The sequence below is a fragment of the Kitasatospora sp. NPDC056651 genome (assembly GCF_042792155.1).
Taxonomy (GTDB): Bacteria; Actinomycetota; Actinomycetes; order Streptomycetales; family Streptomycetaceae; genus Kitasatospora.
This window is the reverse complement of sequence record NZ_JBHTWX010000018.1, coordinates 80,620-94,061: the sequence shown is the minus strand read 5'-3', so window position 1 is coordinate 94,061 and position 13,442 is coordinate 80,620. Positions and strand designations below refer to the sequence as shown.

General features: G+C 71.1%; 8 protein-coding genes and 1 pseudogene. 3 read left to right on the top strand and 6 right to left on the bottom strand.

Annotated features, from left to right (window positions below; genetic code table 11):
* Window positions 1-96, bottom strand: a pseudogene (locus ACFRAR_RS10515) (electron transfer flavoprotein subunit beta); the annotation flags it as partial.
* Between the two features lie 369 nt (window positions 97-465).
* Here ACFRAR_RS10515 and ACFRAR_RS10510 point away from each other — a divergent pair.
* Window positions 466-1,734, top strand: coding sequence for a hypothetical protein (locus ACFRAR_RS10510; RefSeq protein ID WP_380696974.1), 1,269 nt, complete (start codon window positions 466-468; stop codon window positions 1,732-1,734).
* Window positions 1,731-2,285 (top strand): hypothetical protein, encoded by a 555-nt coding sequence (locus ACFRAR_RS10505; protein ID WP_380696972.1) that lies wholly within the window; start codon window positions 1,731-1,733, stop codon window positions 2,283-2,285. The genes ACFRAR_RS10510 and ACFRAR_RS10505 overlap by 4 nt, the downstream gene beginning before the upstream one ends.
* Here the strand turns inward: ACFRAR_RS10505 and ACFRAR_RS10500 are convergent.
* Window positions 2,254-4,425, bottom strand: a complete 2,172-nt coding sequence (locus tag ACFRAR_RS10500; protein WP_380696970.1) for a tetratricopeptide repeat protein — start codon at window positions 4,423-4,425, stop codon at window positions 2,254-2,256. The two genes, ACFRAR_RS10505 and ACFRAR_RS10500, sit on opposite strands and share 32 nt — an antisense overlap.
* A 207-nt stretch (window positions 4,426-4,632) precedes the next feature.
* On the opposite strand from ACFRAR_RS10500, the gene ACFRAR_RS10495 reads away from it, so the two are divergent.
* Complete coding sequence (locus tag ACFRAR_RS10495; RefSeq protein ID WP_380696968.1) at window positions 4,633-7,707, top strand: BTAD domain-containing putative transcriptional regulator; 3,075 nt, start codon at window positions 4,633-4,635, stop codon at window positions 7,705-7,707.
* A gap of 191 nt (window positions 7,708-7,898) precedes the next feature.
* Here the strand turns inward: ACFRAR_RS10495 and ACFRAR_RS10490 are convergent, their stop codons facing one another.
* The 4 genes from ACFRAR_RS10490 to aspT form a co-directional block, all read right to left on the bottom strand.
* Window positions 7,899-8,696, bottom strand: a complete 798-nt coding sequence (locus ACFRAR_RS10490; RefSeq protein ID WP_380696966.1) for a family 1 encapsulin nanocompartment shell protein — start codon at window positions 8,694-8,696, stop codon at window positions 7,899-7,901.
* A gap of 14 nt (window positions 8,697-8,710) precedes the next feature.
* Window positions 8,711-9,805, bottom strand: coding sequence for a Dyp-type peroxidase (locus ACFRAR_RS10485; protein ID WP_380696964.1), 1,095 nt, complete (start codon window positions 9,803-9,805; stop codon window positions 8,711-8,713).
* Between the two features lie 2 nt (window positions 9,806-9,807).
* Window positions 9,808-11,475: a bifunctional aspartate transaminase/aspartate 4-decarboxylase gene (locus tag ACFRAR_RS10480; RefSeq protein WP_380696962.1), complete on the bottom strand. Its 1,668-nt coding sequence runs from the start codon at window positions 11,473-11,475 to the stop codon at window positions 9,808-9,810.
* Window positions 11,476-11,614: 139 nt separating this feature from the next.
* On the bottom strand, window positions 11,615-13,288 hold the full coding sequence (gene aspT / locus ACFRAR_RS10475) for an aspartate-alanine antiporter (protein WP_380696960.1): 1,674 nt from the start codon (window positions 13,286-13,288) through the stop codon (window positions 11,615-11,617).
* Between the last annotated feature and the right edge of the window lie 154 nt (window positions 13,289-13,442).

Here is a 13,442-nt window from a genome sequence, read left to right as displayed (position 1 = left end):
CACACCCTCCCGGTCGGTGGTGTGGTCGTCCGCGAAACGACGGTCACCCGTCGCGTCCGGCACGTACTTCACACAGACAACGATCCTCAAGCTCATGAGCGGTTCTCCTGTCACGGGTGCAACGGATGCACTGGATCCATGGCCTCAGGCATGCCGGGGGTACTGAGTGCCAAGCCAGCCCGGGCGCGACGAGCGCACCACAAGCGCCACCTGGACCGGGATACCGTGTCGGCTCTCTTCGACTGGCGTCAGAGGCTCCACCGAGAGAATACGGCACTCAGTACCCCTCGTAAAGGAACTCAGTACCCTTCCCGGTCACCGGGGGCGGGCGACACGCGTGAAGCGGACACAAGGTTTCCGCAAGCCGCCGCCAGGTCTCGCCAATGAATCCGTCAGACGGCTCAGGGAGCATCGACCCCGGGGCCCGTCGACGGCCCCGACCTGGGATCAAGGAGGGGGAGAAGGATGACCTTGGTGCACGGGGAACAGGACACCACATCGACGAACGGGGACCGCGGCAGCACGGCCTGGAGCAACAACGGGCCGTGGGAGACGCTCCGGGACCGCAAGGAGGTCCTGGTGGTCGCCCAGACGATGGTGTACGCCAAGCGGCTGCACGACTTCTACGCGCTGCTCGCCTCGGACCTGCGGGTCCACGTGCAGTTCACGGTGGCACCGCACATGTTCAACAGGGGCGCCGCGGACGTCCTCCGCGCGCTGGGCGGCAGCGTACTGCCCTGGGAGCAGGCGATCCGACGCGAGTTCGACCTCGTGCTGGCCGCCGGCTCCCAGGGGATCGAGCAGCTGCACGGCCCGGTGGTCCGTCTGCCGCACGGGGCAGGCAACATCAAGCTGTCCCGGCGCAGCGCCCCGGACGGCGCGCGGACGGCCATCGGCCTCGGCCCGGAGTACCTGTACTGGGAGGGGCGGCTCGTCCCCACCTCCTTCGCGCTCGCCCACGAGGAGGAACTGATCGAGCTCCGGCGCAGCTGCCCGGAGGCCGTCCCGATAGCCAAGGTGGTCGGCGACCCGTGCTACGACCGGATCGCCGCCGCGCTGCCGCACCGAGAGCGCCACCGGGCCGCGCTGGGGCTGCGGCCGGACGAGAAGCTGGTCCTGGTCTGCTCCACCTGGGGCGACGGCTCGCTCTTCACCCGGCTCGACGCGGTGCTGCCCAGGCTGGCCTCGGAGCTGCCCCGGCACGGCTACCGGGCGGTCCTGCTGACCCACCCCAACATCGCGGCGGCGCACAGCGCGTTCGCGGTGCACTCCTGGGCGCGAGCCACCGCCCGCGGGGCGGTCACGGTCGTCCCGCCGGAGGTGGACTGGCGACCGCTGCTGGTCGCCGCCGACTTCGTCATCGGGGACCACGGCTCGGTCACCCTGTACGGTGCGATCACCGGCGCTCCGGTCCTGCTCGCCGAGTACCCGCACCGCCACGTCAACCCGCGCTCGCCGGCCGCGCAGCTCGCCCGCATCGCGCCGGCGCTCTCCCCCGGACACCCCCTTGTCGACCAACTCGGGTACGCCGCCGAGCAGTACCGCCCGGAGGAGTACGCCGCCGTCGCCGCCCGGCTGAGCTCCGAGCCGGGCCGCTTCGACGGCAACGCGCGCCGGCTCCTGTACCGCGTCCTCGGGTTGGGGCAGCCGGCCCACACCCCGGATCCGGAGCCGCTGCGGCTGCCCGACCCGCTGGACGCGATCGCGGCGGCCGGGTCCCGGCGGGCCGGATGAGCGCGGCGCTGCACACGGCGTGGCTGGTGCCGGTCGGCTCGGCGGTAGGCGACGGCTCGGCCACCACGCTGTGCGACGCTCTGGTGACAGTCGGCCCTGGCGTCCACCACGGGCTGTTGGCCACGTGCTCTGCGTCCACGGCTTCGGAGGAGTGGCCGGGCCCCGGGTTCGTGGACGAGCACCTCGTGCTCGACCTCACCGAACCCGGCGGTCTCCGCTGGCGCCGGCACGCCGACGTGCTCCACCTCGGGCCGGTCCCGGAGGCGGATGTCCACGCGCGGCTCGCGGAGCTGCTGTCCGCCCATCCCGGGTGTGCGGTGGCCACGGCCGTCCACCGTCCGGGAACGGTGGTGGTGCTCGCCCGGAACGGGGACCGGCTCGTCCTGCGGGCCTCCGCCCCGGCCGGTGGGCCCGTCCCGCCGCCGGTCCTCGGCTCGCTGGCGCACGCCTGGCTGGCGGCCGGACGTGCGCTGACCGAACTCCGCCGGATCAGCGCCGCTGTTCCGGGGTCTGGCCTCGTCATTCCTCCGGTACGTCCGGACGGGGGGTGACGACGGAGTCGTCCGTGTACGCGGCGAGGCGGTCGGCCAGTCTGGCCGCCTCGGCCGTGGCACGCGCCTCCTGGTAGCGGGCCAAGGACTGTTCGAAGCGGGCACGCGCGACGTCCGGACGGCCGCGCCGTTCCTCGACCTGCCCCGCGAACTCCAGCGTCCGTGCCTCCCAGTGCACCGAGAGCCGGGCCCGGAAGCCCGCGAGGGCCTCCTCCAGACAGGTGTCGGCGAGGTCGTAGGCGCCGAGCATGCCGTGCGCCAATCCCAGGAAGGCCATCGCGCGGGCCGCCTCGTAGTGGTCGTCGATCGAGGCCAACTCGCGGTGCGCCCGCTCGGTGGGGGCGACGGCCTCCGCCGGCCGCCCCGCGAGCAGCAGCACCTCGCCGTACGCCAGCCGGGCCAGCGCCGAGCCTCGCAGGTAGTCCTCGGCCTCCCGGAGCTCCACCACCTGACGCAGGCACGCGGCGGCCTCGTCCAGTCGGCCGGCCATCCGGTGGGTCTGGCTGAGCCCGTACAGCGCGTCCGCCTGGGCCAGCGGGTGGTCCGTCTCGCGGGCGAGTCCGAGGGCGTCGGTGAACCACCGTGCCGCCTCCTCCCCCTCGCCCGCGTTCCGCAGGCCGCTCCCGCCCGAGGTGAGCATCCGCAGCTCGCCGGCGCGGTCACCGACCGCCCGGGCGGCCCGCAGACCGATCCGGTGGGCCTCGACCCACAGCCGGGCCGGGCGGAGCCGGAGGAACAACGGCCACATGGCGTCGGCGAGTTGCCAGGCGGCCGCGGGCCGGCCCAGCTCCTCGCACCAGCGCAGCACGTCGGCGAGGCGGTCGCGTTCCTCGTCGAGCCAGTCCAGGGCCCGTACGTCGTCCGCGAACACCCGGGCCGGGTGATGCGATCGGGCCTGGTAGTCACGGGCGAGCGTACGGTGGCTCGGCGAGACGACCGCCTCCGCAGCGGTGGTCGAGGCGAGGTACCAGTCGACGACCCGGTCGAGCGCGGTACGACCGGCCTCGCCGTCCCGAAGCTCCCGTCCGTGCGCCTGGGCGTGCAGCCGGACCAGGTCGTGGAAGCGGAACCGCTCCGGCCCCGTCTCCTCCAGCAGGTGTACGTCGGCCAGGGCGTCCAACAGCCGGTCGGCCTCGGCCGGTTCCACGTCCGCGAGGACGGCGGCGTTCTCCAAGGTGAACCCGGGGAAAGGCAGCAGGCCCAGCAGGCCGTAGAGCCGGGCGGCGTCCGGCGCCAGCACTCCGTAGGAGGCGTCCAGCAGATCCTCCACCGTCTCGCCCTCCACGTTCAGCGCCGCCAGCCGCTCGGTACCGCGCCCGAGTATCTCCGCAGTCGCGGCGAGCGACTGTGCCGGGCGCGCCGCGATCCGGGCGGCCGCCAGGCAGATCGCCAGCGGGAGCCCGGCACAGGCGTCCACCACCTCGGCCGCGGCCTCGTGCTCGTCGACCACCCGCCGTCTGCCGACCCGCTCGGCCAGGATCTCGGTGGACGCCTCCGGTGCGAGCGGGGTCAGCGGCCGGAACACTGCCCCGTCGATGCCCAGTCCGGTGAGCCGGCGGCGGCTGGTCACCACGACCACCGTGTGGTCCGAGCCGGGCAGCAGCGGCCGCACTTGGGCGGCCGTCGAGGCGTTGTCCAGCAGCACCGCGATCCGCCGCTCCGCCGCCAGCGAGCGCCAGAGCGCGGCGCCCTCCGCCAGGCTCCCGGGCACCGGCGAGATCCCGAAGGCCCGCAGGAAGCCACCGAGGGCTTCGGTGGGGTCGGCGGGGCCGCCGGACGCGTAGCCGCGCAGGTCGGCGTAGAGCTGGCCGTCCGGGAAGCGGCCGGCCTGACCGCGCAGCCACTGGGCGGCCAGTGCCGTCTTCCCGACCCCGGCGGGGCCGGTCACCACGACGGTGACGTCCGCTGCGGTGACATCGTCGCTCAGCGACCGGTCGAGCTCGGCCAGTTCGACCTCCCGCCCGATCAACCTGCGGGGACAGGGCGGGAGTTGTCGCGGCGTGGGCAGATTGGGAGGGCCGTGCAGGTGCAGTCCGCCGTGGATCGAGCCGGCCTGCACCACCGGGCCGGAGACCGTCGCCGCGCCGGCCAGCGAGTTCCGCACCACTTCGTAGGGCAGGTTGACGTCGTTCACGGGCACCCGCCGAGCACGGTCGATCCTGTCACTGGGCCCCCCGGCCTCGCGCGAATTATCGATTCGGCACTAGCACATGACATATCGTCATGTCGAGTTTATTCCCAGAGACGCCGGAGTGGAACCCCGCAATGGTATGGCCGGTTGCCCCGGCCGCATGCGATGCTCACCCGCGACACAGCAAGCTGGTAGCCAACCGGCGGGGGGCGTCGCGTGAAGTTCCATCTCCTTGGTTCAGTTGAACTGTCGGTGAACGGAGAGCCGTTGGCGATTCCGTCCGACAAGCGACGGCAATTGCTGGCCGCTCTGGCCCTGGAGGCCGGAAGGCCTCTCTCCCACACCTCGCTCGTATACCGACTGTGGGGCGAAGACCCCCCGCCCAGCGCGTTGACCAGCCTCTACAGTCACGTTTCCCACCTGCGCGGACTGCTGCGACAGGCGACCCGGTCCGCCGGGGCGAAAGACCTCCGGGAAGCGCCGACGATCGAGACAAAGTCGCATGCGTACACTCTGCAGGCAGACCCCATGCTGATTGACTGGCACCGATATCTGGACCTCTCCGACAATGCCGGACGACTCGCCGAGAACGGACAGGACCACCAGGCCAGAACCGTCCTGAGCCGGGCCATGAGCCTGTGGTGCGGCGAACCGCTGGCCGGCCTGCCCGGCACCTGGGCCCAGACCACCCGCGCCGCCATGACCGACCAGCACTTCATCACCACGCTGCGCCGGATCGAGATCGACCTGCGCATCGGCCGCTTCGCCGAACTGATCCCCGAACTCACCGCCCTGCACGAGGAGCGCCCCACCGACGAACGGCTCGCCGGCCACCTGATGACCGCGCTCTACGCCGTCGGCCGACAGGCCGACGCGCTGACCGTCTACCCGACCGTCGCCCGCCTCCTCCACGCCGACTTCGCCACCGCGCCCGGCGAGCCCCTCACCCGGCTCCACCAGTTGATGCTGCGCGGCGAACCGTTCCCCGGAACGGCCGAGCGGACGACGGTCGCCCTGACCCCCGACCCACCGGCCACCCCGCCCGCGGACGTCCCCGGGCGGCACCGGCTGATCGGCCGGGAGGGCGACCTCCGGCGCGTGCTGCCCGGCCCCGACGCCCGGCTCGCCCAGGGGGGCGTGGTGACCGTCTCGGCGATCCTCGGCATGCCCGGGGTCGGCAAGACCACCCTCGCCCTGCACGCGGCCGACCTGATGCGCGAGCACTTCCCGGACGGCTACGTCTACCTCAACCTCCGCGCCCACGTCGGCAACCAGCCGCCGCTGACGTCAGAGGCCGCGGGCGCCCTGCTGCTCAGACGCCTCGGCGTGCCCGCCACCACCATCCCGCTCGACGCCGACGAGGTGTTCGCCCTGTGCGCCGAGACGCTCTCCTCGCGCCGCGCCGTGGTCGTGCTCGACGATGCCTCGAACGCCGCCCAGGTCCGCCCGCTGCTGCCGCCCGCGCCGACCGCCCTGGTGATCGTCACCAGCCGCCAGCGCCTGACCGAACTCCCCGGCGCCCGTCCGGTGTTCCTGGGCGTGCTGACCGTGGACGACGCGGTGGCCCTGTTCACCGACGTGGTGGGGCCCGAACGCTCCACGGACACCGAGAGCGTCATCGAGATCGTCGAACGCTGCGCCTACCTGCCTCTCGCGATCGAGATCATCGCCAGCCGCTTCAAGGGTCGCCCGTCCTGGACCCTCGGCCACCTCGTCCGGCGGCTCTCCCGCGAAGGCGGCCGCCTCGCGGAGATCCGCACCAACTCGGGCAGCATCGCCCAGGTCTTCGAGCTGTCGTACCGCTGCCTCTCCGCCGGCCAGCGATCCGCCTTCCGGCTTCTGGGCCTCCATCCGGGACCGGATTTCGGCGTGCACGCGGCGGCGGCTCTGTTCGGCTGGAAACTCGATAAAACGGATGAGGTGCTGGAGGCGCTGCTGAACGTCCATCTGATCATCGAGATCTCCCCCGACCGCTACCAACTGCACGATCTGTTGCGCGAGTTCGCGGTGGCCTTGGAGGTGGAACAGGACCAACGGGAAGCCGCGACCGAACGGCTGCTCCGCTTCACCCTGCATGCCGCCGACCACGCGGACCGGCTGCTCTATCCCCATAGATCAAGAACCCGACTTCCAGGGGATCAACAACTCATCGATCTGGCAGATGTGTTGAGCGACATCGAGATGAACTCACCGGAATACGCGCGGACTTGGCTGGATATCGAACACGCCAACCTGATCGCGCTGGCCGCGCACGCACCCCGGGTCGGACTCGCCGAGCAGAGTGCCTGGCTCGCCCACGTCCTGGCCGGCCACCTGGACGCCGAGGCCTACTGGAGCGAGGCGCAGGACATGCACCGAGCGGCGGCAGTCCACTGGCGGTCGCAGGCGAACCACCGGCAGGAGGCGCGGGCCCTGATCGACCTGGGAGCGACGCTCGCCAACGCCTCCCGCTACGAGCCAGCCGCCACAGCCCTGGAGCGCGGGCTCGGCCTCGCCCGCGCTGAGGGCGACCTGGACGCGGCGGCGAACAGTCTCAACCTGCTCGGACGGCTGCGCTGGGAACAGACCCGACTCCATGAGGCACTTGCGATCCAGCAAGAAGTACTGGCCATTCGAGAGGAACAGGGCGACCAGTGGAACGCCACTCGCTGCCTCGTCAACATTGGCATCCTGCACCGGTCGGTGGGAGACGAGGAATCGGCCCGCGCCGTCTACGACATCGCATTGCCACTGGCCCGGAGATTCGACGACCGGACTCTCGAATTTCGAATCCTGAACAATTTCGGGGAGCTCTACCTCAGCGCCGGGCGAACTTCAGCGGCAAGGGAGATCTTCGAACGGATTCTGAAAAGCGCAGGCGAAGCCATTCCTCCACTGGATCTGTCCATAGCCCGCGCCAACCTCGCGGAAACACTGGAAATCCCTGGCGAGCTCGAAACCGCCCTCGCGCTCTACCGGTCCGCCCTGGCGACTTTCCGTGAATTCGGAGCCGTCCGCCACGAGGCTGACGGCCGCAACGGGCTCGGCCAGACCCTGCTCGCCGCCGGTCGGAGCAGGGAGGCCCGGGAGCAGCACGCCCTCGCCCTGGACCTGGCACGTTCCATCGGCACCGCCCGCGAACAGGCGGCCGCTCTGCGCGGCCTGGGCCGCTGCGAGGTGGTGACCGGAAGTCGGCCAGCCGCCCTCGCCCATCTGACAGCGGCCCTCACTTTGGCGGAGAAGGTCGGCATCGCGGACGAGGTCGCACGGATCCGATCAGCGATTGACGAGGTGGGATCACATCCTTCATAGAATCGCCATTCTTCGAATCTGAGTTCGAGATTCGGATGCAGATTTGAACCTGCTCACCCGGCTGTGCGAGTCTCTACGCCACAAGCGGCCCCTGCCGACCGAATCGGACCAGAAAGCAAGTGCGCCATGAGCACGTTCATCTGTGTAGTCCACATAGCCGCCGACATCCTCGCGTCGAGCTCGATCTGGTGCTAACCGCGTAGGACAACGGCTGCCTCTCCCGTGTAGACCCGGAAAGTCAGGCTCTCCTGAAGGTAGAGCTGAATCGTTTCGGCGTCGTGGGAGAGGTAGCCCACTGAGGCGTCCTGGCCGAGGAAGAGCTCGAAGTCGCCACCGCGGGTGGACAGCAGGTAGGCGCCCTCGATGGCCGGCGCCCAGATGATGTCGCCGTCGAGGAGGCGGGCGAGGTGGTTGTGGACCGGGTGGCCGTGGTCGCTGGTCTCGTTGACGGCGGTGAAGGCCGCGGCGCCGAGCAGCAGCGAGTAGGGGCCGCCGACGCCCGCGAGGCGGAGGGCGGTGAGGGCACGGCTGACCGCCTCCGGGTACTCGCGGACGTCGTCGGGGAGCTGGACCGGGGGGTTGGTGGAAGCGGCGCGGATGCCCTCGACGTCGGCGGCGCGGTATCCCTCGAACACGGCGCGGTCCTCGGCCAGGGCGAGGCGGCGGGCGGCGTCCTTGACGGGCTGCCAGTCGGAGTCCCGGGAGCCGCGTTCGACGTCGTCCACCGCGTCGCGGCGGACGGTGAAGGGGACGCGCAGCTCGACCACCGGCTGGGCGGTGCGGGCACGGGCCTGGATCCCGTCGGCCGGGGGGTCGATGGCGGTCAGGTGGCCGGTGCCGACGGCGGCGAGGGTGGCGCCCCCGGGGCCGTTGAGGTCGACCACCCGGCGGCCGGCGATGTGGAGCCTGAAGGTCTGGCGGGCTTCCTCCTCGATCTCCTCCCACGCGGCGGCGGAGATCGGGGCGAGGTCCCGGTGGAGGTTGTTCATGGGCGTGGTCCTGTTCAGGGGGTCTGTTTGAGGCTGCCGATGCCGAGCGAGCCGTCGCCGGGGGCCGGGGTGGAGGCGGCGGCCGGAGCGTCGGAGGGCGCGGCCGACGGGGGCGGGGCGTCGAGGAAGTCGGCGGTCGGTACGAAGAACAGCGAGCCGGTGACGGCGGTGGAGAAGTCGAGCAGCCGGTCGGTGGTGCCGGGCGGTCTGCCGACGAACATGTTGCGCAGCATCTCCTCGGTCACCCCGGGGTCGGCGGCGTAGCCGATGAAGTAGGTGCCGGCCTCGCCGCCGCGGCCCGCGGAGCCGAACGTGGCGTACGGCATGTTGAAGCGGACGATCTTCCGTTCCCCGCCGTCCGGCCCGGTGATCACGGTGAGCGCCACGTGCGAGTCGGCGGGCTTGGCGTCGTCGGAGAGCTCGATGTCGGTGAGCTTGGTGCGGCCGACCGCCCCCTCCTGCTGTTCGACGCTCAGCGCGTTCCACTTGTCCATGTCGTGCCGGTACTTCTGCACGATGACGTAGCTGCCGCCGGTGAACTCCGGGTCCTCGGCGCCGATCAGGGCCGCGCGCTCGGCGGCCCGGCCCTCCGGGTTCTCGGTGCCGTCGACGAAGCCGAGCAGGTCCCGGTCGTCGAAGTACGCGAAGCCCTGGACGGAGTCGGCGACCGTGACCGCCCCGGAGAGCCGGTCGAGGAACCGCGTGGCGAGTTCGAAGCAGAGGTCCATCCGTTCGGCCCGCAGGTGCAGCAGCAGGTCGCCCGGGGTGGCCGGGGCCCGGTGGCGGGCGCCGGCCACCTCCTGGAAGGGGTGCAGGGAGGCCGGCCGGGGGCCGTCGAACAGGCGGTCCCAGAGGTCGGAGCCGATCCCGGTGACGCAGGTGAGGCCGCCTTCGGGGGCCCGGAAGCCGACCGCGCGGCGTAGCCCGGCGAGATCGGGCAGCAGCTCGCGGACGGCGGCCTCGCCGCCCGGCCGGACGGTGAGCACCAGGAAGACCGCCGCGCTGGTCAGCGGTGACAGCACCGCCTGCGGGGCGGGAGCGGAGTCGGACGCAGGGACGGAGGCGGAGGCCGAGGCCGAGGCTGAGACGCCGTACTGTTCGGGTTTCATGGTCACGATGCTCCTCGGGACGCCCGGGCGGCTTCCCACTCGGCGCGGTAGTCGTCGAAGATCTGCTTCAGGTGGTGCCCGATCTTCAGATAGTCGAGGTCGTCGAGGTTGGCGAGCGAGACCCGGACCGACCACTCGGGCCCGTCGAAGCCGCCTCCGTTGAGCAGCACCACGCCGGTCTGCTCGGCGAGCCGGAACAGCGGCTCGGTGGGCTCGTAGTCCTTCTCCAGGAAGGTCGCGAAGTCCTTGCCCGCGACCTGCTCGGCCTCGGCCAGCAGGTCGAGTTCGATGTAGTAGCCGGCCCGCCCGGGGTCGTCCGCGATCTTCATCCCGGAGCCCTCCATCAGCAGGTCGAGCCGCCGGCGGACGATGCCCCGCACCCGGGCCTTGTACGCCTTGCCCTCGGGCAGCAGCGCGAACAGCGAGAAGAGCACCATCTGGACCTGCTGCGGCAGGCTCAGCCCCGCGGTGTGGTTGAGGGCGACCTGCCGGGAGTCGGCGACCAGCCGGTCGATGAAGCGGATCTTCTCGGGTTCCAGGCTGAGCGTGCCGTACCGCTTCGCGAGGCGCTCCCGCTGTTCCGCCGGGAGGGCGGCGATCAGTTCGTCGATCACGTTGTCCCGGTCCAGGCCGATCACGCCGAGGCGGTGGCCGGTGGCGCCGTAGTGCTTGGAGTACGAGTAGACCAGCAGGGTGTTGCGGGGCAGGTCGGCGGCCAGGCTGCGGAAGCCGTCCACGAAGGTGCCGTAGACGTCGTCGGTGACGATCAGCAGGTCGGGGTTGGCGGTGGCCACGATCTGCTTGATCTGCTCGGTGACCTGCCGGGACAACGCGAGCGAGGGCGGGTTGCTGGGGTTGACCAGGCAGAGCAGCTTGATCTCGGGGTCGGCCAGCTTGGCGACCTCCTCGGCCGGGTAGCGCCACTCCCGCACGCCGGTCTCGACCAGCTTGCCGGCCTCGATCTCGACGACGTCGAAGTCGTAGGTGTCCAGTTCGGGGATCTCGATGTACGGGGTGAACACCGGCACCATCAGGGCGATCTTGTCACCCTTGTGCAGCAGGCCGTTCTTCATCAGGGAGTCGAAGACGTAGCACATCGCGGCGGTGCCGCCCTCGGTGGCGAACAGTTCGGGCTGTGTCGGCGACGGGGGCCGCCGGTCCATCAGCTCCTCCTGGAGGTAGCCGCGGACGATCAGCTCGGCGTGCTTCAGCATCCGGTCGGGAACCGGGTAGTTGTCGCCGATGCTCGCGTCGGCGAGTTCGTGGAGGAAGGCCTCGCGGTCGAACCCGAAGCGGTCGACGGCGAGTTCGACGCCGCGCCGGAGCAGTTCGATGCCGGGCAGCTCGGGGTGGCTGCGGACGAAGGCGTCGAAGCGGCCGTCGATGCCGGAGCGCTCGGGCATGCCGCCGAGGTCGTCGGCGGTCCACACCCGGCGGCTCTCCGCGAGCGAGAAGTGGCCGAGAGCGAGGAAGGCCTCACGGGGGCCGGTGCAGACCCAGTTCGGGTTGCCGCGGCCGGCGTTGAGCATGTGGGCCGCGCTCTTGCCCTTCTGCCCGGGCTCGTCGCGCTGGTAGGCCTCGGCGAGCCGGATGAACTCGGCCTTCAGCTCGAAGGGGCTGAGCCGGGCCAGTCGGCGGATCTCCTCTCGGCCGACGGTGGGCTTCGTCATGGCGTTCCTCAACTCTCCTTGGTCGGGAAGATCGGCGGTTCCGGGTACGGCCTGAAGACGTGGTCGGTGATCCGGCCCACGGGCCCCTCCCCTCTCGTCACCCGGCGGCGGCGGTGGACGTGCCTGACGGTTCGTCAATTCAGGTCCCCAGCAATCCGACCAGGATCGGACCGGTGAGCGGGAGCAGGAAGTTCGAGATGGTGTAGGTGATCGTGTAGCCCAGCATCGGGATGCTGCTCTGCGCGACGTTGGTGACGGTGGTGATCGCCGGGGTGCTGCACTGCTGGCCCGCGATGGCGCCGACCAGGATCGGCGGCTCGATCTTCAGCAGCCTGCGGCCGACGAACAGCGAGAGCATCGCGGGGACGGTGACCATCAGGATGCCGGAGAGCGGCAGCAGCACCGGGTGGTCCCGCAGCAGCGCGGCCGCGTCCGGGCCGGCGGCCAGGCCGGTGACCGCGATGAAGACGGAGAGCCCGAGGTCCTTGGCGGTCTGCGCGGCGACCGGCGGGTAGGCGCCGAAGGTGGGTCGCTGGGCGCGGAACCAGCCGAAGACCAGGCCGGAGACCAGGCAGCCGCCGCCGGTGCCGAGCGAGAGCGCGGCGTTCCCGACGTGCGCGGTGAGCAGGCCGATCAGCACGCCGACGCAGATGCCGAGGCTGATGTAGATGTAGTCGATGGCGTCCTTGCGGATGCCGATGCCGGCCTTGGCGGCGAACCGTTCGACGGCCGACCGGGCGCCGGTGACGGTCACGGTGTCGCCGCGGTGCAGTTCGGTGTCGGGGACGGCGGGCAGGTGCTGGTCGACCCGCTGGATGTCGGTCAGGTAGATCCCGGAGGTCGAGGAGGGCTGCTCCTCGGCCAGCCGCCCCGCCGTCCGGCCGACGAAGTCCTTGTTGGTGAGGACGACGTCGCGGACCACCAGCGGACTGTCCAGGCCGGGCACGCCGGAGGTCTCCGGGCCCAGCTCGTGGCCGGTGTCGATGACCGCCTCGCGGCGGCCGACCAGCAGCACCAGGTCACCGCGGCGCAGCCGGAAGTCCGGCTCGGGGTGGAGGGTGCGGCCGGCCCGTCGGACGCCCTCGACGGTGACCAGGCTCGGCTGGATCTCCTCGACCCGGGAGATGGTCGAGCCCTCGCCTTGGGAGACCAGGTAGGTGCGGCCGACCAGTTGGGGCAGGGCGGGCTGCTCGTCGCCGGCCAGGGTGCCCTCGCCGCCGCGCATCCGCTGCCACAGCTCCCGGGAGGCGTCGGGCAGCTTGATCCGCATGAGCAGCGGGAAGATCTGGCTGGTCAGCAGCACGATCGAGATCAGGCCGAAGAGGTAGCAGACCGAGTAGGCGGCGGCCACGTGGTTCTGCAACTGAGCGGACTGGTCGGCGCCGATGCCCGGGAGGTTGGAGATCGCCTCCTGCGCGGTGCCGACCACGGCCGACTCGGTGGCCGCCCCGGCCAGGATGCCGGCCGCGGTGCCGACGTCCAGGTCGAAGGCCTTGCCGATGCCGTAGGCCATCCCGACGACCAGCACCGCCTCCAGCACGCAGAGCACCGCGAAGCGCAGGCCCTTGGCGTTGAGGTTGGCGAAGAACTGGGGGCCGGCGATGTAGCCGAGCGAGAAGATGAACAGCGCGAAGGCGACGTTCTTGACGTCGGCGTGGACACTGACGTGCCGGCTGCCGATCAGCATGGCGACGATCAACGTGCCGCAGATCCCGCCGAGTTGGATCGGCCCGACGCGCAGTTTGCCGACCAGGTAGCCGAGCGCGAGGCAGACGAACAGTGCGAGGACGGGGTTCTCCCGCAGCAGGTTCACCGGCGCCGCCGTTCGCGGTACGGATCGCGGGCACCGGGCTCGGAGCTTCCGATGAGGGGGCGGACCAGTACTAATCTGATCATGGGCACGATTACACCGCAAAGGGGATGTTTCGGCGCGTTCGACACACAGCCGAACGGCCCCGCCGGTTGAG